The following is a 26,476-nucleotide window of genomic DNA, read 5'->3' on the forward strand; positions in this document are numbered from 1 at the left end:
TGCTGCGTTTGAGTCCGCCACTCATCTTATTTTTATAATATATCCTCTTCTATTATATATATACTATTCATGTCCCTAGTAAGCCAGGAATTCAATAATTTTCAAAATCAATGCCTTAGTTTTGTTGAACTATACATATCGTTTGAATTATTCCAACCAAGAACACTGATTACACCCACTTTTATAACATTTTCATATGTACTGTTCTATCATAATTAAATGCCTGTTTTTCAGTATAATCTTTCAAATGAAAGAACGTCTCTTTAAATTCATATTGTAAATGAATATATAAATAAAAAATATATTGATATACAATTAACAATATTTCCAAATTCCTTAAAATCCATAAAAAAGGTCAGGGTGCCTTGAAATTTTTACCTTCAATGGCCCCTGACCTGCGTGTCCTATATAGGCTTATCTCTAAATGTATAAGCTAAAAAACTTTTTTTGTACTATATTCTGATTCATCCTTATATATTGCATCAGATGTGTTTGTGTTATCATTTACAGAATCAATTGTTGTGTCAATTATTTTCCACTGACCATCAATGTAAACCCTATTCCATGAGTGATATACAGAAAGCTCACTGTTATAGCCCATGCAAAGTTGAGTGGGCACATCAACACTTCTTAACATAGCTGCAGTTAACGATGCATAATCGTAGCAAATACCTGATTTTGTGGAAAGGGTTTGCTTTAGATTTGGAATATATCCATAACTAATAGAAGCCACTTTTGAATAATCGTAACTTATTGTGTTCGTTACGTATGCATATATTCTCTCCACTTTCTCCTGCGTTGAGCTTGCCCCTTGTACCAGCTCCTGTGCCTTTTTCTCAATCTTGTCACCCGGGGTCCATTTAATGTCATATACACTTGCCAGAAACTGAGCATTTCCATTGACATCAACATCAAATGTTTCTTTTTCACACAGCTTATACGATTGACCTTCTACCTTTTTATATACAGCCACTGTATAAGATCCGTCACCAAATGGAAGGGAGAAATTTTGATCTGCTTCCACCAATGGATAGTATTGTTTATCATCACCTTTTATAACCGCCAACCTATACTCTGAGTTGGGATTTATCTCGAAATGCACCGAAACAATGGCATACTCTTCATCTATGACTGCAAAATCATTTTCTGCATAAGAAACCATGCTTAAGTTTATTAAGAGTATTGTAAATATCAATAAGAGTCTTAGATTTTTCAACATACATATCTCTCCCTCGGCAACTGGCTATCTCAACATGGCGTCGAGACCCTATAGCTTTGCGTCACCACTTCACAGTGGTTTTGCGATTGACAATTGGGAAAAAAGTTATGTAACATAACTTTTCCTTCGATAACTGGCTACCCTACCACATCCTTGTGGCTTAGGCCCTGTAGCTTTGCGTCCTTAAGTTTCCCTAAGTATGCCTTTTCGAGAATAGCATCTAAACTGCAAACACTCTTCCGAAAAATAACAGCGCATTCACCTCAATGGATTTCTATAATCTACTGATACCCCATTTGAAGTGAACATAATTCATTTTAACACAAATCTCCAAATCATGTTGCCTTTACGAGGATGTATACAATGTTATTCCCCCTCTTTTCATTCAAATTCAAATTTCGAATGTATTTTGAGGCATGTAAAAAGACAGCCCATAATGGGCTGTCTTTACTATTTTTTTATCGCTCGTATAACAAGTCGATTGGTTGGATTTTCAATGGGGGTGCATGTTATTAGGGTCACTGTTTCCTCATCCATAAAGGGCGAGACAACCCATACATCCTCTGGCTCCACAATAAACTTGTTAACGACCTTATATTGTGAGCTCTCATCTTTCATCTCGAGGGTTAATACATCTTCAATTTCGACAGAGTTTAACCTATTGAAATTTCGACCATAGGTTTTACTTCTGTGTCCAGCAATACAAATGTTCCCACCATCCCCCATCCAGCTTGATTCGGGCATCCATCCCACAGAAATGCTTAAATCCTTGGCACTTGCCGTGGGCATGATCACCTGCTCGAAATTAATGGCCTCGATTTTCAGTATGCCTTTTGGCACAATGTCTTCCTCTTCAATCTTCTGACTGATTGGATCAAGTTCTTCAATAATTCGTTCTGGCTTATCTGGTCTTTGTCTTAACAGCTCAGACTTGCTTTTATGAGCCTCTTCATCAATAATTGGAATGGCTTCATCAAGGGATGACACAAGTGCTTTTGCCTCTTTTTCACGCTCTGATTCATATTCCTTGCTTTCTTTATATCTTTTTAAAAGCTCTTTTTGGGCATTTGCACTTGCATATTCCTGAGCATAAGGCTTCACGATAAGAGCAACGCCTATGATCACCAGAAGAAGCGCTATTATTTTCCTGCTTTTGTCTCTTTGCATATTTCATCCTTTTTCTTTGTTGCCGCTGTTAAGATGCCTAAAAGAATCATAAATGCTCCAACAAGGATGTAAGGTAAATTGGATTCTTCACCTGTCTTTGGTAAAACGATCATGCCCAAAGGCACATCATCATCTTCTATGGTGATTGTTTTTTCATAATAATAGGTTACTGTCGTTAAGTCCTCATCGATCAGTCCTGCTTTATTTGATGGTTCCTCAACGAGTTCATAGTTCTCAAAATCCTTTGATAAAGTTGAGTACTGGGCTCCGACAGGGGCTGTCTTTGATGATACATCCGTCAATAGTTCATTGGTCATTTTATCGACATGGTAAACTTTTAGCTTACCCGACGCAATCAACTCTTCAATGGTCTTATCATCTAGTTCTACAATGGAAGAGTCCGTTTCATCACCTGTCTCTTCATCTGACGTCTTGTTTTTATTGGACTTGTCTTTGTCTTTCTTTCTATCCTTTTCCCGATCTTTATCATTATCCGAATCGTTGTTCTTTTCCTCTTTTTCATCATCTTCATCATCTTCTTCATCTTCTTTTTCATCCGATATCTCAATGATAAAACCAAAGTCCACATAATCAACAATTTGATCTTTTTCTAAATGAGCTGTAAATATACCATCCTGGACGCCATCTGGATCAACAAATAGCTTGTGATCAATACTTAGCGAACTCGCAAACACTCTCACACGGTACTCGCCTTCTGAGAGCTTATCAAAATGATATAGGCCATTTTGATCTGTTGTTGTTTCTGTCTTTGTTTGATCTGGTGATGTAAGTTCAAGTGTGACATTGGCAAGGGGTTTATCCCCTTCATCTTGTACATTGTTCTTGTTCACATCGAGGAATACATAGTCACCAATTTGACCTTTATTGTCTACCACTGGTGGTTCTGGATCAACTTCTTCCTCTTCATCTGGATCTTCTTTTTCTTTAAATCCAAAGTCCGCATCATCAATAACCTGGTCTTTTGCCAGTGTCACTATATAAAGACCGTCCACAGTGGAATCTGGGTCAATGGATAAGTCAAGGTCTGTCACTGTGCTTGTATCAACTGTCACCTTGTAGTTTCCGGCCTCTAGGCCTGTGAAACTATATAAGCCATCTGCGTCTGTTTTTGTTTCAACTGTCTCACTTGTGTCTGTGTTTTCAAGGGTCACTTTGATATTTTCTAGCCCTTTGTCACCCGCTGACTGTTTTCCATCTTCGTCTATGTCTTTATAGATGTAGTCACCAATTTGACCTTTATTGTCTGCCACTGGTGGTTCTGGATCAACTTCTTCCTCTTCATCTGGATCTTCTTTTTCTTTAAATCCAAAGTCCGCATCATCAATAACCTGGTCTTTTGCCAGTGTCACTGTATAAAGACCGTCCACAGTGGCGTCTGGGTCAATGGATAAGTCAAGGTCTGTCACTGTGCTTGTATCAACTGTCACCTTGTAGTTTCCGGCCTCTAGGCCTGTGAAATTGTATAAGCCATCTGCGTCTGTTTTTGTTTCAACTGTCTCACTTGTGTCTGTGTTTTCAAGGGTCACTTTGACATTTTCTAGCCCTGTGTCACCCGCTGACTGTTTTCCGTCTTCGTCTACGTCTTTATAGATGTAGTCACCAATTTGACCTTTATTGTCTACCACTGGTGGTTCTGGATCAACTTCTTCCTCTTCATCTGGATCTTCTTTTTCTTTAAATCCAAAGTCCGCATAATCAACAACCTGGTCTTTTGCCAGTGTCACAGTATAAAGACCATCCACAGTGGCGTCTGGGTCAATGGATAAGTCAAGGTCTGTCACTGTGCTTGTATCAACTGTCACCTTGTAGTTTCCGGCCTCTAGGCCTGTGAAATTGTACTTTCCGTCTGCGTCTGTTTTTGTTTCAACTATCTCACTTGTGTCTGTGTTTTCAAGGGTCACTTTGATATTTTCTAGCCCTGTGTCACCCGCTGACTGTTTTCCGTCTTCGTCTACGTCTTTATAGATGTAGTCACCAATTTGACCTTTATTGTCTACCACTGGTGGTTCTGGATCAACTTCTTCCTCTTCATCTGGATCTTCTTTTTCTTTAAATCCAAAGTCCGCATAATCAACAACCTGGTCTTTTGCCAGTGTCACAGTATAAAGACCATCCACAGTGGCGTCTGGGTCAATGGATAAATCAAGGTCTGTCACTGTGCTTGTATCAACTTTCACCTTGTAGTTCCCGGCCTCTAGGCCTGTGAAACTGTACTTTCCGTCTGCGTCTGTTTTTGTTTCAACTGTCTCACTTGTGTCTGTGTTTTCAAGGGTCACTTTGACATTTTCTAGACCTGTGTCACCCGCTGACTGTTTTCCGTCTTCGTCTACGTCTTTATAGATGTAGTCACCAATTTGACCTTTTTCTGTCTCTGGTGGCTCAACATAATTATCATCCTTGTAACCAAAATCTGCTACTAAATATTCCGTGTCTCTATTTAGATTGACAAGCGTTCTATGATCCTGAGTGCCATCTGGATCATACACTTGAGAATAATCTGCTGGTAGTGTGGTGGCATCAAGAATGATCCCGTATTCACCCGAATGAAGATTATTAAATTGATACTGTCCATTAGAATCTGTGGCCACTTTGTCTACCACCTCTGGCCCCTTCATAAGAGTCACTTGAACATTTGCAATACCATTCTCATGGGCTTCTTTTAGTCCGTTGCTATTACTATCCACCCAAACTGTATCGCCTATTGTGCTAGACACAGTTTTGGCTACAACATTCTTAGATCGAATCAACTGGTCAATATCTGATGTTCTACCGCTTACAAATGATGCATATGTGTTTCCACCAAGATTATTTGAAGGTTGCAACTCAATTGTTATAGTCCTTGACTCTTCATCTTTTTTGAATACCGCACTCTGAAAACGCAGACCGGTCACTCTCTTTTTCTCATCTTCGGAAAGATCCTTGTATACGCTCCATATTGGCTGGTTGAGTTTTGGGTCAACTTCTATTTGATTGCTAGGTTCTAGGGTGGCGAGAATTGTCTCATTATGGTTTACCGTAATTGACTTTATTTCATAGCCACCATCATAATCTGATTCATTTGTGCCATCTTGAGGATTTGGAAGCACAGTAATTAGGTCAAAATTATTCATGTCTTTGTCATTTAAGTTAGCGTACTCAATTTCATACTCTATAGGTTCATTAATCTCTACCTCTGGTGTACGAACCTCTTCACGAATGACCCAAGCTCTTGTGTTAAGAACTTTCACTGGATAAGTGTCTGTTCTCAGGCTTTCAAGGGATAAGTCCGCATCAGATGAAATAACAACTTTGTTTGTTAAAACTGTATTGTCTTTTACATAATACGGAATCACTGCAGAGTAGGTTATTGGCTCTATGGATTGATTCAGAGTCACCTTTCCCATATTCCAAGTCACTTGAGTCTCACCCGTGCTCAAGCTTTGTACACTCACTGGGTCCACTGAAGCCGAACCCTCTACATATTCAAGATGCTCTGGTAATGTATCAACGATTTTTACATCTTCACTGGTTTTAACAATCCCCATCCTAAGGTCAGACGTGAAGGAAGGTTGGAGCTTAAATTCAATGGTTGTATCATTTTCGATTGTGTACGTCGATGTTTCCTGTCCACTTTTGCCAGTGACATCTGCGCCATCAGTGATATCCGTCTTTTCAATTCTTGAGTTGATTTCTGACACAAATAGGCGCTGGCCAGTTGAATTTCCATCATTGGTCGCAGGATCATAGTTGCCCACTTCATAGTCCCCACCATTGACTTCCTTGACCTTTCCAGATGCAAATATAGGCAGGATCGTCCCAATTGGATTGGTCTTGGCTTGTAGACTCAGTGCCAGGGTCATAGTCTCTCTGTAGTCCAGTTCAACACCTGGCTTAGATTCGATTTTAATCATTGAAACAGGTCCAACTGCGGCTGCCTCTTCATACGTTGAGTACCACATGCCATTATCTGTTTCTGTTGTGTTTCTCATTTCATCATAGTCAGTGAAGGTTTTAGACCCAAATAGCATGACCATATTCTCTTTGCCGGGACCCCCGTGGTATTTTGCCTTCATAGGCGGGTTTGAGCCGTTAACAAAATCCGTCAGTTCGAGAACATCAGGATCTATCTTTAAAATAAGGGAAACTTCTGTTAAATCCTGATAATGACTGTTTATAATGTATGCAGTCGCACCAAAGTTTTGTCCTGGTACAACCGTTCCATCTCCCGAAGTTGAAGATGTCATTGTGTCTAGCTTAGATGTGCTATGAATGTCTTTTACATAATCCACTCGAAAACCAAAACCAGACTCTCCTGGGTCTCGCTTTTCAAGATCATGCCTATGGTTGTTATTCTCTAAAGGTTCCGTTTGCGCACCATAGTTTGACTGCCCGCTTTCACCATCAGCAACAAAATTTTCAAGCTTCAATGTGATTGAGTTCTTGCCCACTTCTAATTTTTCATTATCGACCAGCAAGCGAACATAGCCTGAAAAGAAATACTTACTTGTTACATCCAGGGCGTCATTTCCCACTGATTTAGACGGGACATGCTCTAGTGATGTGTCAATGTTGTCAACAATGACATGAATGGTCTCACCAGGTGCACTTTGTGTCATTGTCACCTGACCACTATCACTAACACTCTTTTCCTCTTCCTTAGATTTTATTTTTCCATATGGCAATGAATACGATAAATATCCATCATTATTGATTCCATAACCATTTTTCGTCTTAAGGCGTACACCTTCTACACCTATTTCATCTAAGTTTATATCAAATCGAATGGGTTGCTTTAATAGTTCCATGCCCATCTCGGCCTTTGACGCCATAGCAATTCCATAATTCATAATAATATCCATGGAATCATCGTCATTCACCACTGGATCATCGGATTCTTTAACCAGTATTAAATCAATTTTGGGTATAGCAGAGACAATGCTTTCTACAGGTGTTGTCGTTAACTTTTCTGTGTTGTCCCCACTCATTTCAAAATGTACCTTGAAGGTGTTTCCATTCTCTGTCGGTGGCACATAAACTTCCGCATTAAAGGTATAGGCTTCTCCCCCGCTGATCGAGCCTAAATCACGACTGAATGTTTTACCATCGTCCGAAATAGTCAGACCAGAATAGGATAATAGGCCATTGTCCCACACAGCGCTTGACGACTGTCCTGCTGGTTCTTCAATATATCCTTTTAATACAAGATTTTCAGCTTGTTTGTTCTGTTCCTTGACACTGTAACTCAAATTGTAAGTCACCTTATCAAGCGTACGAACATATTCATCCGCTGTTGTTTCATCCTCACCAGGATCAGGCGCCTCTGACACTGGATCGTTATTCTTCATGGTGCCAGTTAATGTGTCTTCATGGGCAAGGTTTATCTCAACCAAGTCCACAGTGATGGCTCCACCACTTGTTGTTGAAACGGATGATCCGTCCCCACTTGAACCGTCATTTGTCGAATCACCAGCAAATGTTAGCTTTTGAATAGGCATAAGCTGAATCATTAGTATGAATATCAGCAGTATGCTTAGTCTCCTTTTAAATTGATTGTTAAAGTACTTGTATTTAAATTGTCTCATACTTAACACCTCCATAAGTTATGCAGTATAGACCAACAAATTTACCATTTCTTTTACTGCCATATCTTATACTGATTCTTGCTTCACGGGGCATTTTGATGTTATTAAAAACTTTCTTTAAAATAAAAAAAATATCGTTACTTTATTAACGATATTCTTGAAATTCATGAAAGCGAGTCATGCGAATAGGTCTATAGACCCATATTTAATTTTGATTTATTACAAAATATTAATTTTAAATTCCGTCTCATGAACCTTAGACAGGTTTCCCATAGAATTTCTGTAAATATAAATAACCAATACACAACAAAAACCACTCCAATGTCTTTCTATTAGAAAAGACATTTGAAGTGGTTTAAATGTTTACTAACCCGACCATGGCCAAATGGGAGGCTAGTATATATCGTGATAGAGCAACCACGTATATAACTTGTTGAGTGATTTAGAGCTTGATTAAGGCTCTTATGAAGGTATTGATTAAATAATATATATCACAATTGGCCTGTATTACTGATATGAATTATCTACAATTTTTAGTCCGTGAATGCGTCACGCTTTTTGTAATGCGTATGAAGCAGTTTGTGCGCCTTATGACTGTTTGGCTCCCCTAGGAAATTCTTATATAGATCTTGAATCATAGGGTTTTGGTGAGACTTTCTAATGGCCTTTACAGTGTCTTCTTCGTAAAGTGCCTTGGCACGCTCCACTCGGATATCAATGCCACTGTTTAGTACATCAGCAGGTTGCTGTGGCTGACCACCACCGCATACACAGCCGCCTGAACAACCCATGATCTCGATGAAATGATAGTCTTTTTCACCTGAGCGTACCATATCAAGCAGTCTTGTTGCTTCACCCGTAGAATGCGCAAGCGCCACGTTAATGTCAAGTTCACCAATTTTAACAGTTGCTTCTTTAATGCCATCAATACCACGAACAGCATGGTATTCGAAATCTTTTAGGTCATCTCCGGTGAGGACGTCAGCCACTGTACGAAGAGCCGCTTCCATAACGCCACCTGTTGCACCGAATATTACGCCTGCACCTGTGTAGTCACCTAGGTAGTCTCTGTCAAATTCTTCATCTGGAAGATTGATAAAGTCAAGACGGGTTTGCTTGATCATCTTGCCCAGTTCACGCGTTGTAATAACCGCATCAACATCTCTTAAACCATCAACCTCAAGTTCTTCTCTTGCTGCTTCAGACTTTTTAGACGTACAAGGCATGAAGGACAGAACAAAGATTTTTGACGGGTCAACACCATGCTTTTCAGCATAATAAGACTTTGTGATGGCACCAAACATTTGAGCTGGCGACTTACATGTTGACAGGTTATCTAAGAAATCTGGATGGTTAAACTCTGCGTGACGAATCCAGCCCGGTGAGCAAGATGTGATCATTGGCAGTTTGCCACCATTTTTTATTCTATGAAGCAGTTCGTGACCCTCTTCCATGATTGTCAGGTCAGCCCCGAAGTCTGTGTCATAGATTCTGTCCACACCAAGACGGCGAATGGCTGCAACCATTTTACCAGTGACACGTGTGCCGATTGGCATACCGAACTCTTCACCAAGAGCCGCACGTACAGCCGGTGCTGTTTGAGCCACAACATGAACCTCTGGATCCTCTATGGCGTCCCAAACACGCTCAATATCTGTTTTTTCACGCAGGGCCGCAACTGGACAAACAATCATACACTGACCACAGTAAACACATGGTGCATCATTCATTGACACATCAAAGGCAGGTCCAACTGTTGTTTCAAATCCGCGGTTTTGGAAGTCAAGCACTGAAAGCCCTTGCGTCTTCTTACATGCTGACACACAACGTCCACAAAGGATACACTTGCTGGCATCACGTACTATGGATGCTGAAGCATTATCAATTTTGGCTTCGCGCTTAGCGCCTTCAAATGCCACATCTGAAATTCCCAGTTCTTCAGATAGGTTCTGAAGCTCACAGTTTTTAGAACGGTAGCATGTTAGACACTCTCTATTATGGTTTGCAAGCAGGAGTTCTGTTGTCATTTTTTGTGACGCACGAACACGCTTGGTGTTTGTCTTAACGACCATGCCCTCGCGAACAGGCAGAACACATGAAGCTTGAAGTGTACGCGCCCCTTCAACTTCGACAACACACACACGGCATGCGCCGACTTCGTTTAGGTCTTTTAAGTAGCAAAGCGTCGGGATATGAATGCCCGCTTCTTTTGCCGCTTCTAGGACTGTATAATTTGACGGCACCTCAAAATCCATGCCGTTGATAGACAGTTTTACATTTTCCATTTTTTCACCTCTCTAGCTACGAAAGTTGGGAGATAGGGGTCTGAATCAATCAGACCCGGGATATATTTAATGAACTGACTCTTTCAGTTAAAACCATTTATAAGTTGATTCCGATTACTGTTTAACAATAACCTTAACTGGACACTTGTCGATACAAGCCCCACACTTGATGCACTTGTCTTGATCAATGACATGAGGCGCTTTTCTTTCGCCCTCAATGGCATCAACAGGACATACACGTGTACAAGCCGTACAACCAATACAACCGTCTGCAATAACGATCTGTAGAAGGTCTGTACAAACGCCTGCTGGACATCTCTTTTCATCGACATGAGCCACGTACTCTTCTCTAAAGTGTTCAAGCGTTGATAAAACTGGGTTTGGTGCTGTTTGACCAAGACCACATAGAGCCGAGTCCTTGATTGAGTGAGACAGAGTCTCTAATTTATCAAGATCAGCCATTGTGCCCTTGCCTTCGCAGATCTTATCAAGGATTTCGAGCATACGCTTTGTGCCTTCACGACAAGGTGTACACTTACCACATGACTCATCTACAGTGAAGTCTAAGAAGAAACGTGCAACGTCAACCATACAGTTGTCTTCATCCATGACAATCATACCGCCTGATCCCATCATTGAGCCTAGCTCAACAAGGTTGTCAAAGTCAATTGGCGTGTCGAGGTATTTTTCTGTCAGACAACCACCAGATGGGCCACCTGTTTGAACCGCTTTAAAGGCCTTTCCATTCGGAATACCGCCACCCACTTCAAATATAACTTCGCGTAGTGTCGTACCCATAGGCACTTCAAGAAGACCTGTATTGACGATTTTTCCGCCTAAGGCGAATACTTTTGTACCCTTTGAACGCTCAGTGCCTATACCGCTATACCAGTCGGCACCATTTAAGATGATTTGTGGCACATTGGCATAGGTTTCAACATTGTTAAGCAGTGTTGGCTTGCCAAAGATACCTTTTTGCGCTGGGAACGGCGGACGTGGACGAGGCATACCTCTTTCGCCTTCAATAGAAGCGATAAGAGCTGTCTCTTCACCACATACAAAGGCACCGGCGCCCAGTTTGACTTCCATGTCAAAGTTGAACTCTGAACCAAAGATGCCCTCTCCAAGCAGTCCGTACTCACGGGCCTGTTCAATGGCAATCTTAAGTCTGTTAACTGCAATTGGGTACTCTGCACGGATGTAAACATAGCCCTTATCTGCACCAACTGCGTAAGCTGCAAGTGCCATGGCTTCAATAATTACGTGCGGGTCACCCTCAAGAACAGAACGATCCATAAATGCGCCTGGGTCACCTTCATCGGCGTTACAGGCCACAAACTTTTGGTCGCCTTCAGCTTGGTATGTGAACTGCCACTTTAGACCTGATGGGAAACCGCCACCACCACGGCCGCGCAGTCCAGACTTCTTAATAACTTCAATAACCTCTTCTTGGCTCATTTCAGTCAGAGCCTTACCAAGAGCCTTGTAGCCATCCATTGCGATGTACTCATCAATAATTTCAGGGTTGATAACACCACAATTTCTAAGAGCAATACGCTGCTGTTTTTTATAAAAACCAACTTCATCAATTGATTTAATTTCATCATTATCTACAGATTCACTGTATAGAAGGTCTGTAACAACACGACCCTTTAAAAGGTGTTCTTCTGTGATGCGTGCAATATCATTGGCATCCACACGGCTATAAAATGCGCCTTCAGGATATACAATGACAATTGGGCCTGCTTCACAAAGACCAAAACATCCTGTACGAACGACTTTCACTTCATTTTCTATATCATGCTTTGCAAGTTCTTCTGCGAATTTAGCTTCGATGTCTAGCGCACCAGACGAAGTACATCCAGTACCGCCACAGACTAGGACATGCGATCTTACTAGTTCCATGTGCTTCCTCCTTAAACCATTTTCGTTCTTATTTTTCTGATGCACCAATCGTAAATTCTGATACAATTTTTCCGTTTACTATATGTTCAGCGATCACACGACGCGCTTTTTCTTCTGTCATTTCAACGTAAGTGACTTTTTCTTGACCTTCTTTGTAAACTTCAACAATCGGTTCAAGACGACAAACGCCGATACAGCCTGTTTGAGTCACTTCAACGTCATTAAGTTGTCTCTTGCCTGTTTCGTCCATCAGGGCAGACATAACTGGACGAGCACCGGCTGAGATTCCACAAGTAGCCATGCCAACGACAATGCGAGTGCCTTTTCTATCTGTTCTGATATTAACTTTCTTTAGCGCTTCCTCACGGATTTTTGCCAGTTCAGCTAATGATTTCATGTTAAATCTCCTCTCCCTATTTCAGTGGATCTTAGTCCGTATTATAGACCCTTATATTTTTCTAAAATGCCTGGGATGTCCCCGTCAACAAGGCGACCGTAAACGTCCTCATTCACTGTTAATACAGGCGCTAGACCACATGCACCAATACAGCGTGTTGCTTCTAGTGAAAACTTTCCGCCTTCTGATGTCTTACCAACAGCCACGTCCAGGTCTCTACTGATAATATCGATTAGAGACTGTGCCCCCTTAACGTAACATGCTGTACCAAGACATACACCAATATGGTATTCACCCTTTGGCTCTAGTGAAAATTGGGAGTAGAAAGTCACCACACCATAAATTTCAGCCATTGGTACTTCAAGACCCTTTGAGATATGTTTTTGAACTTCTAAAGGCAAGTATCCGAAAATGTGTTGTCCTTCATGTAGAACAGGCATTAAAGCGCCTCGCTTACCTTTTTGCTCAGCGATGACAGCATCTAGTTTTGCAAAATTTTCAGCAGTCAAAGATTTGCTCATTGTAGATTCACTCCTTTGATTGTTGGCATATGTTTACTACGTATGACCATTTCGATAAAAAATAGTTAAATAATTAACAATATGTTTCAAAAAATATTTCCCTGCCACAGGAAGCTCTTTTGCCTCAAGACCAGCGAAAATAGGATTTTGACCAGTTTCGTTAATAATTTAACTTTATATTCAAGAGTAGTATAACATAGTTGATTAAGATGTAAACCCTTTTTACGTTAAAAATTTGACATTACGAAAAGTTCACAAATTAAGTGGCATTTGCCATATTATTTTCTCCTTTTTCATTTTCAAAACATAATTCTAGTCTGTAAAGCTGCTTCCATTTAAGGCATATAATTTTGACATCAATATCAATATTTTGGTATTTGGGCATAAGAAAGCTCCCTTGCATTTTATACTTAGAAGGGAGCACACCAACACATCCATGCTTTGTATTTCTTTTATTCAATGACAAACTATTCCCCCACGAAGAGGTCAGTTCAAGATTTTACATCCCACCTAGGAGGTGATTTTCACACCGTTGCCACCATCTTCTTTAATGGAATAAGCATTTTCATCTGCTTTTCGAAATATAATATCTTCATCCAGACTGTCTTCTGGTCCCATGGCAACACCAATACTGGCTGTGATGCTTATCATGTTTCCACATATTGAAAAGGGTCTTTCCAGTTGAACACGGATTCGTTCTGCCACCTGGTAAGCATTGTCCCTCGATTGAATGTCATTGAGTATAACCGCGAACTCGTCCCCACCTATACGGGCCACTGTGTCCTTGTCATTTTGAATGACATGCTTGATGCGCTTGCCCACATCGACAAGCAGTTGGTCTCCTACCTGATGACCATAGTTGTCATTGACCGCCTTAAACTTATCGAGGTCCAGAATAAAAAGAGCCATAACAAGCGAGGTCTCTTCACAGGCTTTAAGAGCTTCTCTTAAGTCCTTTTCAAACTTTCTACGGTTGGAAAGGCTGGTCAGAGTATCATGGTAGGCATGAAATCTTAAATTCTCTTCCATACGTCTTTGTTCAGATATATCTTCAATAATGCCCCAAACAAGTTCTGTGCCATCCACATCACTTAACTTAAAGCCTCTTATTTTAATAGGAAATCTTGTTCCATCTTTGCGTATGTACTCCTTTTCATTTGGTCCAAACCGTCCCGTGGTGTTCAGCTCTTCAATTTGCGCCTCTTCCTGAGCCTCATATTCCCTCGGTGTTATATCCCAAAAGCTCAAGTTTAAAAACTCTTCTTTTGTATAACCCGTTGAATCAAGCAGAGATTGATTCACCTCAAGAAATGCCCCAGTTTCATGGTTGACCATGGCCATGCCAATCGGGGAATACTCAAATAACATTCGAAATTTTTTCTCAGCCCGCCTCATGCGCAGGGCAGATTCGTTTATGTAAATTTGACCTTTCTTCTCCATAAGTCTTCCTCCATAAGTGGAAAATACCCTTATGACATATGATTACACACATTTGTAAGTCTATTTTACACTTTTTCAGAGTGATTTTTAATGCCTTTAGCCCTATGTCTCCCCAATCGATTGAATTACCAGTTGATATAAGGATTGCCTTTTTTAAGATTAATATTTCTAAATACGGAATTTTCTATGATTTACAGTACGCAAAAGCCCCCATGGACAAGACAAGTTATGCGTCTCCCTTGGGGGCTGAATGAATTTATGACCTTATAAATTATTTTCTGTAATCCGCACTAACTGTTCTCCACTCTGGATCATTAGACATGCTCTGTAAGAGAATTTCTGCCGATGTGATGTTTGTTGCCAAAGGGACTTGGTGCACATCACATAGTCTTAGAAGAGCCTGAACATCTGGCTCATGGGGCTGGGCTGTTAAAGGATCTCTTAGAAAAATCACCAAATCCATATCATCTTGTGCCAGCATGCTGCCTATTTGCTGGTCGCCTCCAAGAGGACCTGACAGAAAACGGTGAACCTCAAGGCCCGTAACATCCATGATTCTTTGACCTGTTGTGCCTGTTGCATACAGATCTTGCTCTTTCAAAATGGCTTTATGGCGAACCGCAAATTTAACGATCTGATCTTTCTTTTTATCATGTGCTATGAGTGCTATTTTCATTATGTTGCCTCCTATTCTCTCTTATAATACACATTATATCATTTCCGCGACCCGCGGGACAGGTCAAGCCATAGTTTAACTCAAAGGATGCATTTTATTAACATAGAACTTCCTGCTGGATCAGTTTCTCGATACCCGACTTCAATTTTCTAGCATTTTTTGTATTTTTAGATTTTCTTATACCAACTGCGGGTATACACCTTACATATAGGAGGTGTAGAGATATGAAAATTTCTATTCAAACAGGTATGACAGAACTTGAAAATCTACTTAAAAAAGAAGGCTATGATGTTGTAAAATACGGAGACAATGACATGGACGCACACGTTGCAATTATCAATGATGTGGACATGGCTTATGAAGAAATCGAACCAGTACAATGCCACGGAAAAATGCTTGTTATCAATGCGGATAATATGTCTCCTGAAAGAGTGCTTGAAGCCATTAAAAAAGGCCCATGCAAAAAAGGTCTGGATATTAAGATTTCCATTCAGCCAGGTATGACTGAAGTTGAAAAAGTACTAAAAGGCGAAGGGTTTCAGGTTGTTACATATGGTCACAATGATATAGACGCCAACGTTTCTATCATCAACCACGTGGACATGGCCTATGAAGAAATCGAACCCGTTCAGTTTCATGGAAAACAGCTTGTTATCAATGCTGACAACATGACACCACAAATGATTCTGGAAGCCATTCAAAAAGGATTGTTTAAATAGTTTGGCAAACACACATTCATGAAAATAGAAATCCTCATTCCTGGTTGGAATGAGGATTTTTTATTTGCCTTTACAAGCCACGCCGCCGCATACAGCATTTCGGACAGTGGGCCTTATCAGGCTTGCACCGCTCGTCCATCTTGCCGCACTGCGGGCAGCCACCGCCGCGTTTTTCATATTCCTTACTGTGGGTGTGTCCACACTTGTCACAGGTGTATTCACAAATATTTATGGTCACATGACCACCATCAATCTGAATGGTTCGACCTTCTGTAAGGGCTACGGCCACTTTTTTTCGGCCTGACTCCAGTATAAGTTGGTAGGTTTGTCTAGAAACATGCATTCGCTTTGCCGCCTGTTCTTGATTGAGGCCCTCGACATCTTTTAGTCGAATGGCTTCCATTTCATCAAGCTTTATGACAACTTCGTCTTGCACTGAACCTTCTGGCACAAACTTTCTTTTCCTTGGAAGGGCGCCTATACGTCTTGGTTTCATTGGTCTTGGCATAAATAGTCCCACTTTCTATCAACAAAGCGACTTGCAAAATAAGATTTATATTCTTATAAAATCACTCAGACATATTGGTCTATTTAGAATGAAGGCAGCACAAATGGCTTTTTATCAAGCTCGGCCATCATATCTTTCACTTTAGAACCAAAGTCCTCACCAAAAGTATAATTGATCTTGCCGTAAAGCTCAACCTTCCCTTCATCACTTAGCTCTGCAAGTTTTGGATCTATAGGCAGAGAGGCAATCAGCGGAAGGTCATGTTCCTTTGCAACCTCCGGCACCTTGCTTGTCCCAAATACATTGTGTTTTCCACCACAATCAGGACATTCCAGATAAGCCATGTTTTCGATAAGGCCTAGAATTGGCGTGTGGAGCATATTGGCCATTTTGATAGACTTTTTAACAATGAGGCCAACGAGATCTTGCGGTGAGGACACAACCACAATGCCATCCACTGGAAGAGACTGCATGACAGTGAGTGGCACATCCCCTGTGCCTGGTGGCATATCAATCAGTAGGACATCAAGTTCTCCCCAGTTAACTTCTTCATAAAAGCGCTTAATAATACCTGAGAGAACAGGCCCACGCCACACGACAGGGTCATCATCATTTTCCACCAAGACATTGATGGACATGATCTTTATGCCCTTGGCCGTTTCCACTGGGAAAATTTCCGTCTCCGAACCACGGGCTCTTTTGCCTGAAAGACCAAAAACTTTAGGGATACTTGGCCCAGTGATGTCTGCATCCATAACCCCCACTCGATACCCCTGTTCCATAAGGGAAACTGCCAAAAGTGACGTCACAGAAGACTTTCCAACGCCCCCTTTTCCGCTCATAACACCGATTGTATGCTTTATTTGAGAGTTCCCATTGAGTTTATACTTCTCTATCATGTTCTACCTCCATCAAAAGTTAAGTTAAAAAATATATGGCATATGCCATATATCATACAGTTTGATAATACGCTTTCAACCGCACCCTGTCAACCACAAGATCATCATGCTATAATGGGTGTGAAAAGGAGGCTGCTGAAATGGTCATTAATATCTATACAGATGGTGCCTGTTCCGGGAACCAAAATGAAAACAACGTCGGTGGTTGGGGAACAATCCTTGAAGCTGGTGATAATAAAAAAGAGCTCTACGGCGGCTCATCCAATACAACAAATAATATTATGGAACTCACGGCTGTCCTTGAAGGGCTTAAGGCTCTAAAGTCCCTTAACCATCAAATCAATGTTTATTCTGACAGCGCTTATATCGTAAACTGTTTCAATCAGAAATGGTATGTCAAATGGCAAACAAACGGATGGAAGACCTCTCAAAAAAAGCCTGTGGAAAACAAGGAACTTTGGGAGCAAATTATCCACTATGTCCACAAGGCAAACACCGTTAATTTTTACAAGGTCAAGGGACATCTTGATTTAGAAAAAAAATCAGAGGTCAACAAATGGTATACCAAGTATGCCAAGGCCTATGGTTCTATTCCAATGGACCGTTTTGAATACCTTATAAAAATGAACCACAGGGCTGATGAACTGGCCAATGTGGGCATGGACCAGTACCGTTAAGAACCTGGTCCATACAAAAAGCTAAGACCACTAGGTATATGGTCTTAGCTTTTTTATTTTAATCTATTGCATTTGCACACTCAGTCATCACTTGTTTTCTTGAACTTGCAAAGTCAAATTCATAATTAGCATCTATTTCAGTTGAAGATTATATTCATCCAATTCTCCTATCATAAGACACCACAGTGTCTTTTCACCGTGCCATATGATTTTCGGATATAAAACTGAACCACTCAATTATCTTGGATTGTCTCACGCTCTTATCTGTGCAAGAATATTATCACTCTAGTTCCACACCCTCAAGATCAAATACTCTTAAAGATTGATCTGGATCTGTTTCGAGGGCCTTCTTGCTATACGTTTCAAGCTCTTTAATGTCTTTCGGACCATGATGCATTGTCACGGGCCCCTTAATACAACCGCCCTTGCAGGCCATGCCTTCAATGAAGTCAGCCTGAAGCCTATTGAATTTACCCAGTTTGAGAGCCTTGTCGCACTCCATAATCCCGTCACAGGTTTGGATTCTAGGCATTTTCTCAAAGGAGTCATCACTTTCTTTTTTCTCTTTAAGGTATTCTGTCACAGCCATACTCAGTCCACCTGTCGCTGCAAAACGTCTGCCAAAATAAGAGGCGTTGTTGAGTGGATGAGGCTCTAACTTACAAAGATCAATATCCCTGGCTTCAATAATTGCTGCCAGTTCTTCAAAGGTTAAAACAAAGTCTACGCCTTCTTTTTTTTCTTTTTCCGTTTTCTTGGCAATACATGGTCCTATGAAAACCACCACGGCCTCACTGTCTATTTTCTTTATGAGCCTAGCTGTTGCAATCATTGGCGACACTGTCTTGGAAACGTGGTCAAGAAGTTCAGGGTACTTGAGCTCAATATAGTTCACAAATCCAGGGCAACATGAACTTGTCAGGAATTTTTCCTCTTCCATACTTTCAATGAGTTCCCCTGATTCATGCTTGACAACCAGGTCCGCTCCCAGGGCCACCTCGATCACATCTTTGAAGCCCAGCTTTTTAATGCCGTGGATGACCTGGCCAAGATCCGCATAGTCAAACTGGGATGCAAAGGCTGGTGCCACAATGGCATACATATTTTTGTGTCCCTTGCGGAGTCTTTCTATAACAGGTAATATTTCAGATTTCTCCTGTATAGCACCAAATGGACATTTGTAAACACATGCCCCACAAGCGATACACTTGTCATGGTCAATGACAGCCTTCTTTCTTGAATCAATCTCTATGGCCCCTGTTGGACAGTCCCTACGGCAAGGGCGCATAACATCAGCAATGGCATTATAGGGACAGCTTTCTTTACATCTGCCACATTCCACACATTTGGAGTAGTCAATAACAGCCTTGTTGCCTTCTATTCGAATGGCATCCACAGGACAAGACCCCTTACACCTATGAGCAAGGCACCCTCTACAAGCTTCTGTAATGACATAGCGTTCTACTGGACACTGATCACAGGCACTTTCAAGGACTTCAATCACACCCTTTTCTGAATGATGCCCTCCCATGGCCATGGTCACACGCTCAGCTGTGATGGCACGTTCATGGTAGATACAACATCTAAACCGCGGGTCCTGACCCGGATTTGCCATTAAAGGGATACTCGATATATTTTCTACCAGTGCATCTTCAAAAGCGAATCGCGCCACCATGCGGATCACTTCATTTTTGATAAACTGGACTTGATTTTCAAACTTTCGCATATTCTTCACCAACCTATTGTTCTATCATATACTGCAGTGTTACGATCTTTCCCATTTTCTCTAACTGTTTAATGATATCTCGCACCACATTGACTTTAATGCCCAACTCATTGGGAAAGTCCGGATTTTGATGGGCTGGATTGATGGCCCGCCCCACCCAAAAGTGAATGTGTGTGGATGCATCATAAAAGATTTCTAAAAGCTTGGTGACACCGTCTTCCTTATTAAAAACTGGTTCTTCACAGCCTTTTTCCAGTTCAATCAGCTTGTTTAGTACCATTTTGAGGGTAAGAACACCCTCGGTTACCAAATCAAGTCCCTTGATTTTTGCTGTTGGCGGCACTTCTGGATCAATATAATCTAAAGTGGTTTCAATATCGCGACCAAGTTCCCTAGAAAATATATTGGCAGCCGTTCCTCCACAAACAACCTTCTTGCCCCGACTCTTCATAAAGTCTTTGACAAAGGCGTTATCAAGTTTGGCATCTTCAGGGGGGCCTGTGAATATCTGCACCCGCTCTGGCCGTCTCACCTTAACCGTTACAGCCGTTGTGTCATCCCCTGGTCTATCTCCATAGAGTTTTCCACAGGTTTCGACCAGTCGTCTGTTAAGCTTTTCTGCTGATGACAGTCTTTGCAGGGTTAAAAAATCTGCCACATGGTGCCACTCCCACCCATGGTTTAATATGTTTCCCACGCCTGCATGGATGACCCCGTCACTACAAAGGGTGATTTCGTCACCAATTTGAAGGGGCAGTTCAGAAATTTTAACCTTCTTTCCCCCGATCATAAGCTCTTCTTTTTTGAGGTCATACATTTTATGCCCACGATTCATGAAGACCGGTGGGTTGTCAAACTCAATAATGCGGCACTTTAAATTGTCCCTGATTTCCAGAATACTAAATGTGGAGTAACCAATTTTACGCACCTGACACACAGGCAAGGTGTTGATGATCGTTTCAATAGTCTCCCGTATATCGGCACCATTTTCAAGCATTGTGGTCATGATCTTCGTGGTTAATGTCGCCAAAATATTGGCTTTTACACCACTGCCTAAGCCATCTGCTAAGACGACAATCATTCTGTCATCGGCCTTGACCACTTCCACCTTGTCCCCGCAAAGCTCTTCGCCATACTTGTTCAGGGAGTGGTGGGCCACGTCTATATAATGTGAATCTGGAAGCATTTACATCCCTCCATTATCGTTTAGAACTATGCCTTTTAGTTTATTGAGGCCAATCTTGGTTTCTGCCGTTGTCTCCCCGAGAAGACTGGCGATTTCCTGCGCCACACGCATTTGTTTTTCTATAACATCCTGACAGGCTGAAACGGTCTCTTCCTTTACCCTGTCCAGTTCTGTTCGACTCTTTTCTGCCGCGGTAATATCTGTGAATATGCCCACATAGAGGGCGCCGTCATCCAGTTTTACAATATTGCAGTAGAAGTACCTGTCGACCATTTCCATATAGACTTTTCGACTGATTCTCACTTCTTCAGATTCAGCCAGTTCTCTGAAAATGTCATCGTTCATAATGGCATAGACCGGCCAGTTGACCAGCTTGATTCGCTGTTCATTGAAGATGTTGTGGAAGGATGGATTCACTTCCTTAATGCGCTGTTCCTCGTCAAGAATACAAATGGCATTGGGACTATTTTCAAATATAATAGACTGCAAACTCTCTGCCTTTTGCTTGAGGGCGTCCATACACATGTTGACATCAGAATAACCATGGAAGACAGCCACAGCCTTATCGTGACAGGTTGCATAACCGCAAGCGCCACAATTTAACTGGTCTTGTTCAGAAAACTTGCCCATTTGAAGCAGGATATCCTCAATGGCCTTGTCGCTTGGTATACTCAGATTCACTGGCTTAGACTTAAACCCCCTGCTCACTTCAAGGTCCATATTGATGGCTTGATGATACGCCTCTGAATCACATAAGTCATCCATCTTAAGGGTCTTGTCTACATAGTCTCCAAGAACGGTTTTGCGTTCATAAAAGCCCGGTGCACACGATGGCATGTCCGGTCCATTGATACAACTGCCTGAACAAATATTGATTTCAGCACAGTAACCACTCACTCGTTTTTTAGACACCGCATCAAGAAATTCCTTACAGGACTCAATGCCATCCACATGAATATACTTATATTCTGGATTGATTCGGGTTTGTAGATCTGCACGCCACAAACTGCCCCCTAAGGGATAAGCCCGTCCTCTTCGACTAACTGGATGGTCAAACTGACCGGCTTCCATCTTGTCTAGTTTCAGGCCTTCTGACCCCAGCCAGTCATCCAGCTCTGCAAAGGTAATAACAGCGTCAATGGAGCCATCAATTTCAACAGCTTCAGCTTTTTTGGCTAGGCACGGTCCGATGAAAACAATATAGACATCGTCTCCAAGCCTTGAACGAATGTCCCGTCCGTGGGCCAGCATAGGTGAAACAACTGGAATAACACTGTCAACCGCGTCTGGATAATAATGCTCTACCAGGTAATTGGCCGATGGACAGCAACTAGTAATGATATTTGGACTGGTCGATCCTTGTATTTCAATTTCATAGTGTCTTGAAATAATTTCTGCACCGTGGGCTGTTTCCTCCACGCGGTCAAAGCCCAATCGCTTCAAGGCGCCAACCATTTTTTCAGCTTCTAGCAGGTTAAATGCCCCCACAAAAGATGGTGCCAGGGAAGCCACCACACGCTTGCCTGACTGAATGGCATCTTTAACCCTTTGAATATCCAGATGAATTGTTAAAGCCCCAGGCCCACAGTGGGCCTGACATAGTCCACACTTAATACACATTTCATCGACAATTTGACGCTTCTTTTCAGTGAAAGCGATGGCCTTTGTCGGACAGACTCTTAAACACTTAAAACAGGAGTCACATTTTTTCGAATCAAACTCAATAAATTTCATAAGCTACTCCACTTCTAAATGACGTTTTAAATACGCCTCTGCATCTGCAGGAATAACTGAGTCCACTGGCCCTTCATCCACTTGGACCGACACAGCATCTGAACACTTTCCAAGACAAAAGGATGACTTGAGAATAACCTTGTTTTTCAAATCATCTTCTTCAATAACACGTTGCATGGTTTTGATCACATCGTAGGATCCCTTTAGGTGACATGCACTGCCAATACATACTTGAACTATCATATTTCTCATCCTTTCTCCGACAAGCATCGGTTCAACCATCGCCCACCCATATTCCTTCATATATTTTGCGCTTGCAAAGTTAAACCTTTAGAGCAAAGCCCCTATGAATATTTATGTATTCTAAAATCCACTTGGGGTCTGCCCGTGACCTTAAAAGCTCCCTATGCAAGTTGCTCAATTATTGGAGCGATTTCACGTTAAAAGTATCACAAAGGCGACGTAAATAGAAGCCCAAAATCAAAGATTTTATGGAGTGTTACAAAGACTAAATAGGTAAAAAAGGTGCTTTAATGGAATTAATCGGTATGTGATCGATGAATACACTTGTTATTTAATTAACAAAATAGAGCGCATATGCAGGCAACATTTCCAAATACTGCATGATTGTTTTTAAAAGCGTACAGTTTTTTTCTACAAGCACCTACCAGTCAGTGATGTATTAAAATTGTATTTTTAACTTGCAGTATTCCCTTTCAACGCTTGCAAAATTGCAGGTTCATATCTCTAAATTTCCAAGACTTGTTCTTTTGAATCATGCATAGCAAGAGACGATAGGACCCAGGTCAATAAATGATATTTTATAGTCTGGGATCAAGACTTTTCTACGTCACGTCTTGCCGTTGTCATGATAATTTTCATATGAGATAATAAATCACAGGTGGAAAAAGTAAAAAGGAGTGACTTTCATTGAAACTTTTTAGCATGAATACAGAACTACATAAGTTTGGATCACTAAAGGATTTTATAAAAGCATTTGATATAAAAGCAGATGACCTGATTTTAACAAGCCGCGGCATGTATGACCGGTCCCTCAAGGCACTAAACATACCTTGCCGATTTATATACCACGACGACTACGGCAAGGGGGAACCTTCCAGCACAAAGATAGACGGACTTATTAAAGAGGCACAAGCACAAGACTTCAATAGACTGATTGCCATTGGTGGGGGCAGTGTTCTTGATATATCAAAGATCTTGATTTTGCAAGGCGTGACATCATCCGCCCAAGCTTTTGAAAAACAAGTTCCCCTCGTAAAGGGACATGAACTCATATGCCTTCCAACCACATGTGGCACAGGCAGTGAAGTCACAAATATCTCCATTATGGAGATCCCAGAAAAATCGACAAAAATGGGGCTCGCTGATCCGGTTCTGATTCCTGATCATGCGGTATTGATCCCAGCCTTGCTTGAAGACCTGCCTTATAAAAACTATCTTTTTAGTTCAGTGGACGCCCTGATTCATGCCCTGGAGTCTTATGTCTCTCCAAAGGCCAATTCCTTCACAAGAACTTTGGCACTTGAATCTGCTTCCATGATTCTTGAAGTTTACCAGCACATTCATGAAGAGGGCGCAGAGGTTCGCCACGACCATCATAAAGACATGCTTCTAGCAAGTACAATGGCTGGACTAGCCTTTGGAAACGCTGGTGTTGGTGCTGTTCACGCCCTTTCCTATCCCCTGGGTGGAACTTATCATGTTCCCCACGGAGAAGCCAACTATCAGTTTTTTATGACCGTTTTTAACAAATATCAGGCTAAGCACCCTGACGGCGATCTCAAAGGGTTGGGTCAAGCGCTCGCACAAATGCTTGATGTGGATGAAAGCAATGTTTGGAATGAACTTGAAGAGCTTCTTGATGCCCTCATTCAGAAAAATCCACTGAAAAACTACGGCATGACAGCCGATGAGATTGAAACTTGGGCGGATGGGGTTATTACCGGACAACAACGTCTGCTACAAAACAATTACACAGAGCTTTCCCGTGATGAAATCCGTGATATTTACAAGACCCTCTACTAATTGAACGACTTGCAAAATATCATTTAATAATTCTCGTCATATTACAAATAGAATTTTAAAACGCTTCCACAACCAGCCCTCTTTGGACGATCGTGGAAGCGTTTATTATTTCTGGCTTACATATAAATTCTTTTAACCATCTTCTAAAATAGCCTCAACACGGTCCCTACCATTGCCCTTAGCCTGGTAAAGGAGTTTGTCCACTCGTGCCACAAGCTCATCAACATCTTCGCCGACCCAAGCGGCCACGCCCATGCTGGCAGTGATTCTAATATCTTCATCTAGCTTGATCTCACGCAGGCCTACAGCAATCCGTTTTGCAGTCGCCACGGCTGACTGTTTTGGGGCGCCCGGCAAAATAACCATAAACTCTTCCCCACCATAGCGGCCAACAATGTCTGTGTTTCTTACAGTTTTTTGTATGACATCAGCGGTCTCTTTCAAGACCTTGTCTCCAAATTGATGACCATAGGTATCGTTCAGTGTTTTAAAATGATCCAAATCAAGCATGATCACACTGATGGGTTGTAAGGACACCCTAGAACCATCTACCGCAACGCCTAATGCCTTGTAGGTGGCTTCGTGGTTGTATAATTTTGTAAGACCATCACGAACAGCCATTTCTGCCAAGTGACTCGTCCTGGCAGCCACTTCTATTTCAAGCTTTCTATTTAATTCCAATTGATGTATTTCCCTAACTTTGTCTTCAAAGGACTTGGTATAGTAATATAGAATAATCCCAATAACCACAGCCCCACCAAGAAGAAGGGTAATGGATATTTGAAGCAACTGGTCTGCATCACTGTAGATTTCATCATTGTTCATGGTAAAAACCATATACCACTCATAGGGATGGTTGTCCATGTTATGCTCAACACGCTTAACATAGTAGCTTTTATCAATATCTTCATAGACATCTCTGAAATAAGCCTGACCCATTAGGATTCTGTCGATGATATCTTGTATTTCAGAACTTTGATCCTCATAACTTGTCATAATAAACTTAGAATCGGGGTGTGAAACAACCAGCCCTCTACCATCAATGATAAACATATAGCCGGATTCACCATACATGGCTGGTTCAACAAACCTCGAGGAAAAATACTCAATTTTAGGGGCCACGATGGCCGCGCCCTTAACTTGTCCATTATACCGAACCGGGTGACTTATGGCTATTATGGGTTCCCCACTGTTTATACTGGGATAGATTTCGCTTATATAATAGTCCTTTCCATTATAGATTGCATCGATATAGCTGAGATTCAAGCCGCCCTCTCCTACGATATTCCCTTTTACAGAGTCTACAATAAAGGTTCCATTCTCTACTGATACAGTCTTACCTCGGCTTGTCACGTCTATGGGGTCCTCTGTGTACAGCGCCACAGGCAGGGCTTCGTAATAGGGGTATCTGTTGTTGAGCCCTTCCAGGTAAATCCGGGCTTCATACCGGGCAAGCGGATTGGTGGGATCTTCACACAAAAGTTCGATCACAGGGTGGTCTGCTATCAGACTGGACATTCTAACTTGATCTTCCAGCCACATTTCCATACCATTGGCAGATTGACCCGTTAATTTGGACCCAATCTCTATGAACTCACTTTTAGAAGATTCAATCTCGCGGTTATATAATATCAAGGTATAGATTAAAACCAAGATGACAAGAATGGTAACCATAACAGGGACAGCTTGCATAAAGTTTTTCGTCCTACGGCTGCTGTTGACTATCATGTTTATCCCCCCTCTATCATCGTGTTACCTATCTCATACCCAAATCCCGTTAAGAACATAA

General features: G+C 41.6%; 20 protein-coding genes and 2 riboswitches. Of the genes, 3 read left to right on the plus strand and 17 right to left on the minus strand.

The features are described from left to right. Positions 1 to 433 precede the first annotated feature (433 nt). From ACQ4KW_RS19990 to mgsA, 10 genes are all read right to left on the minus strand, one after another. Positions 434 to 1,219: a transglutaminase-like domain-containing protein gene (locus ACQ4KW_RS19990; RefSeq protein WP_430884195.1), complete on the minus strand. Its 786-nt coding sequence runs from the start codon at positions 1,217 to 1,219 to the stop codon at positions 434 to 436. A 12-nt stretch (positions 1,220 to 1,231) separates the two neighbouring features. Then, a riboswitch (cyclic di-GMP riboswitch) is annotated at positions 1,232 to 1,314 on the minus strand. 30 nt (positions 1,315 to 1,344) lie between these two features. Next, positions 1,345 to 1,433, minus strand: a riboswitch (cyclic di-GMP riboswitch). A gap of 236 nt (positions 1,434 to 1,669) precedes the next feature. Beyond that, on the minus strand, positions 1,670 to 2,386 hold the full coding sequence (locus ACQ4KW_RS19995) for a class D sortase (protein WP_430884196.1): 717 nt from the start codon (positions 2,384 to 2,386) through the stop codon (positions 1,670 to 1,672). Then, positions 2,359 to 7,968: an SdrD B-like domain-containing protein gene (locus tag ACQ4KW_RS20000; protein WP_430884197.1), complete on the minus strand. Its 5,610-nt coding sequence runs from the start codon at positions 7,966 to 7,968 to the stop codon at positions 2,359 to 2,361. Before ACQ4KW_RS20000 ends, ACQ4KW_RS19995 begins: the two co-directional genes overlap by 28 nt. Positions 7,969 to 8,501: 533 nt before the next feature. Then, positions 8,502 to 10,253, minus strand: a complete 1,752-nt coding sequence (locus ACQ4KW_RS20005) for an NADH-dependent [FeFe] hydrogenase, group A6 (RefSeq protein WP_430884198.1) — start codon at positions 10,251 to 10,253, stop codon at positions 8,502 to 8,504. Between the two features lie 114 nt (positions 10,254 to 10,367). Further along, complete coding sequence (locus tag ACQ4KW_RS20010; protein WP_430884199.1) at positions 10,368 to 12,158, minus strand: NADH-ubiquinone oxidoreductase-F iron-sulfur binding region domain-containing protein; 1,791 nt, start codon at positions 12,156 to 12,158, stop codon at positions 10,368 to 10,370. Positions 12,159 to 12,186: 28 nt separating this feature from the next. Beyond that, positions 12,187 to 12,555: a (2Fe-2S) ferredoxin domain-containing protein gene (locus ACQ4KW_RS20015; RefSeq protein ID WP_430884200.1), complete on the minus strand. Its 369-nt coding sequence runs from the start codon at positions 12,553 to 12,555 to the stop codon at positions 12,187 to 12,189. Positions 12,556 to 12,596: 41 nt separating this feature from the next. Beyond that, positions 12,597 to 13,076, minus strand: coding sequence for an NAD(P)H-dependent oxidoreductase subunit E (locus ACQ4KW_RS20020; RefSeq protein WP_430884201.1), 480 nt, complete (start codon positions 13,074 to 13,076; stop codon positions 12,597 to 12,599). A gap of 259 nt (positions 13,077 to 13,335) precedes the next feature. Then, on the minus strand, positions 13,336 to 13,542 hold the full coding sequence (locus tag ACQ4KW_RS20025) for a hypothetical protein (protein WP_430884202.1): 207 nt from the start codon (positions 13,540 to 13,542) through the stop codon (positions 13,336 to 13,338). Positions 13,543 to 13,586: 44 nt separating this feature from the next. Continuing rightward, a complete protein-coding gene (locus ACQ4KW_RS20030) occupies positions 13,587 to 14,516 on the minus strand; it encodes a diguanylate cyclase domain-containing protein (RefSeq protein ID WP_430884203.1) in 930 nt (309 codons plus the stop codon). A 271-nt stretch (positions 14,517 to 14,787) separates the two neighbouring features. Next, positions 14,788 to 15,192 carry a methylglyoxal synthase gene (gene mgsA / locus ACQ4KW_RS20035; protein WP_430884204.1) on the minus strand — a complete coding sequence of 135 codons (405 nt, stop codon included), beginning with the start codon at positions 15,190 to 15,192 and terminating at the stop codon, positions 14,788 to 14,790. Positions 15,193 to 15,416: 224 nt separating this feature from the next. Between mgsA and ACQ4KW_RS20040 the strand changes: the two genes are divergently transcribed. Continuing rightward, entirely contained in the window at positions 15,417 to 15,911 is a 495-nt protein-coding gene (locus ACQ4KW_RS20040) for a YkuS family protein (protein ID WP_430884205.1), read from the plus strand. Between the two features lie 70 nt (positions 15,912 to 15,981). Here ACQ4KW_RS20040 and ACQ4KW_RS20045 read toward each other — a convergent pair whose 3' ends face one another. After that, a complete protein-coding gene (locus ACQ4KW_RS20045) occupies positions 15,982 to 16,419 on the minus strand; it encodes a DUF134 domain-containing protein (protein WP_430884206.1) in 438 nt (145 codons plus the stop codon). An 83-nt stretch (positions 16,420 to 16,502) separates the two neighbouring features. Continuing rightward, a complete protein-coding gene (locus ACQ4KW_RS20050) occupies positions 16,503 to 17,318 on the minus strand; it encodes a P-loop NTPase (protein ID WP_430884207.1) in 816 nt (271 codons plus the stop codon). A 140-nt stretch (positions 17,319 to 17,458) separates the two neighbouring features. Here ACQ4KW_RS20050 and ACQ4KW_RS20055 point away from each other — a divergent pair, with 140 nt between their 5' ends. After that, a complete protein-coding gene (locus ACQ4KW_RS20055; RefSeq protein ID WP_430884208.1) occupies positions 17,459 to 17,995 on the plus strand; it encodes a ribonuclease H family protein in 537 nt (178 codons plus the stop codon). Between the two features lie 280 nt (positions 17,996 to 18,275). Here ACQ4KW_RS20055 and ACQ4KW_RS20060 read toward each other — a convergent pair whose 3' ends face one another. From ACQ4KW_RS20060 to ACQ4KW_RS20075, 4 genes are read right to left on the minus strand one after another with little or no spacing between them, the layout of a single operon-like run. Next, the gene (locus ACQ4KW_RS20060) at positions 18,276 to 19,721 is read right to left on the minus strand and encodes a 4Fe-4S dicluster domain-containing protein (RefSeq protein ID WP_430884209.1); all 1,446 of its coding nucleotides are present in this window, start codon (positions 19,719 to 19,721) and stop codon (positions 18,276 to 18,278) included. Between the two features lie 13 nt (positions 19,722 to 19,734). Further along, positions 19,735 to 20,907 carry a PP2C family protein-serine/threonine phosphatase gene (locus ACQ4KW_RS20065; RefSeq protein ID WP_430884210.1) on the minus strand — a complete coding sequence of 391 codons (1,173 nt, stop codon included), beginning with the start codon at positions 20,905 to 20,907 and terminating at the stop codon, positions 19,735 to 19,737. Further along, positions 20,908 to 22,641 (minus strand): [Fe-Fe] hydrogenase large subunit C-terminal domain-containing protein, encoded by a 1,734-nt coding sequence (locus ACQ4KW_RS20070; RefSeq protein ID WP_430884211.1) that lies wholly within the window; start codon positions 22,639 to 22,641, stop codon positions 20,908 to 20,910. Positions 22,642 to 22,644: 3 nt separating this feature from the next. Further along, positions 22,645 to 22,884, minus strand: a complete 240-nt coding sequence (locus ACQ4KW_RS20075; RefSeq protein ID WP_430884212.1) for a (2Fe-2S) ferredoxin domain-containing protein — start codon at positions 22,882 to 22,884, stop codon at positions 22,645 to 22,647. 702 nt (positions 22,885 to 23,586) lie between these two features. Between ACQ4KW_RS20075 and ACQ4KW_RS20080 the strand changes: the two genes are divergently transcribed. Beyond that, positions 23,587 to 24,687, plus strand: a complete 1,101-nt coding sequence (locus ACQ4KW_RS20080) for a 4-hydroxybutyrate dehydrogenase (RefSeq protein ID WP_430884213.1) — start codon at positions 23,587 to 23,589, stop codon at positions 24,685 to 24,687. 132 nt (positions 24,688 to 24,819) lie between these two features. Here the strand turns inward: ACQ4KW_RS20080 and ACQ4KW_RS20085 are convergent, their stop codons facing one another. After that, entirely contained in the window at positions 24,820 to 26,415 is a 1,596-nt protein-coding gene (locus ACQ4KW_RS20085) for a sensor domain-containing diguanylate cyclase (protein ID WP_430884214.1), read from the minus strand. Positions 26,416 to 26,476 lie beyond the last annotated feature (61 nt).

This window comes from Tianxiuia mixotrophica, assembly GCF_050596425.1.
Taxonomy (GTDB): domain Bacteria; phylum Bacillota; class Clostridia; order Peptostreptococcales; family Acidaminobacteraceae.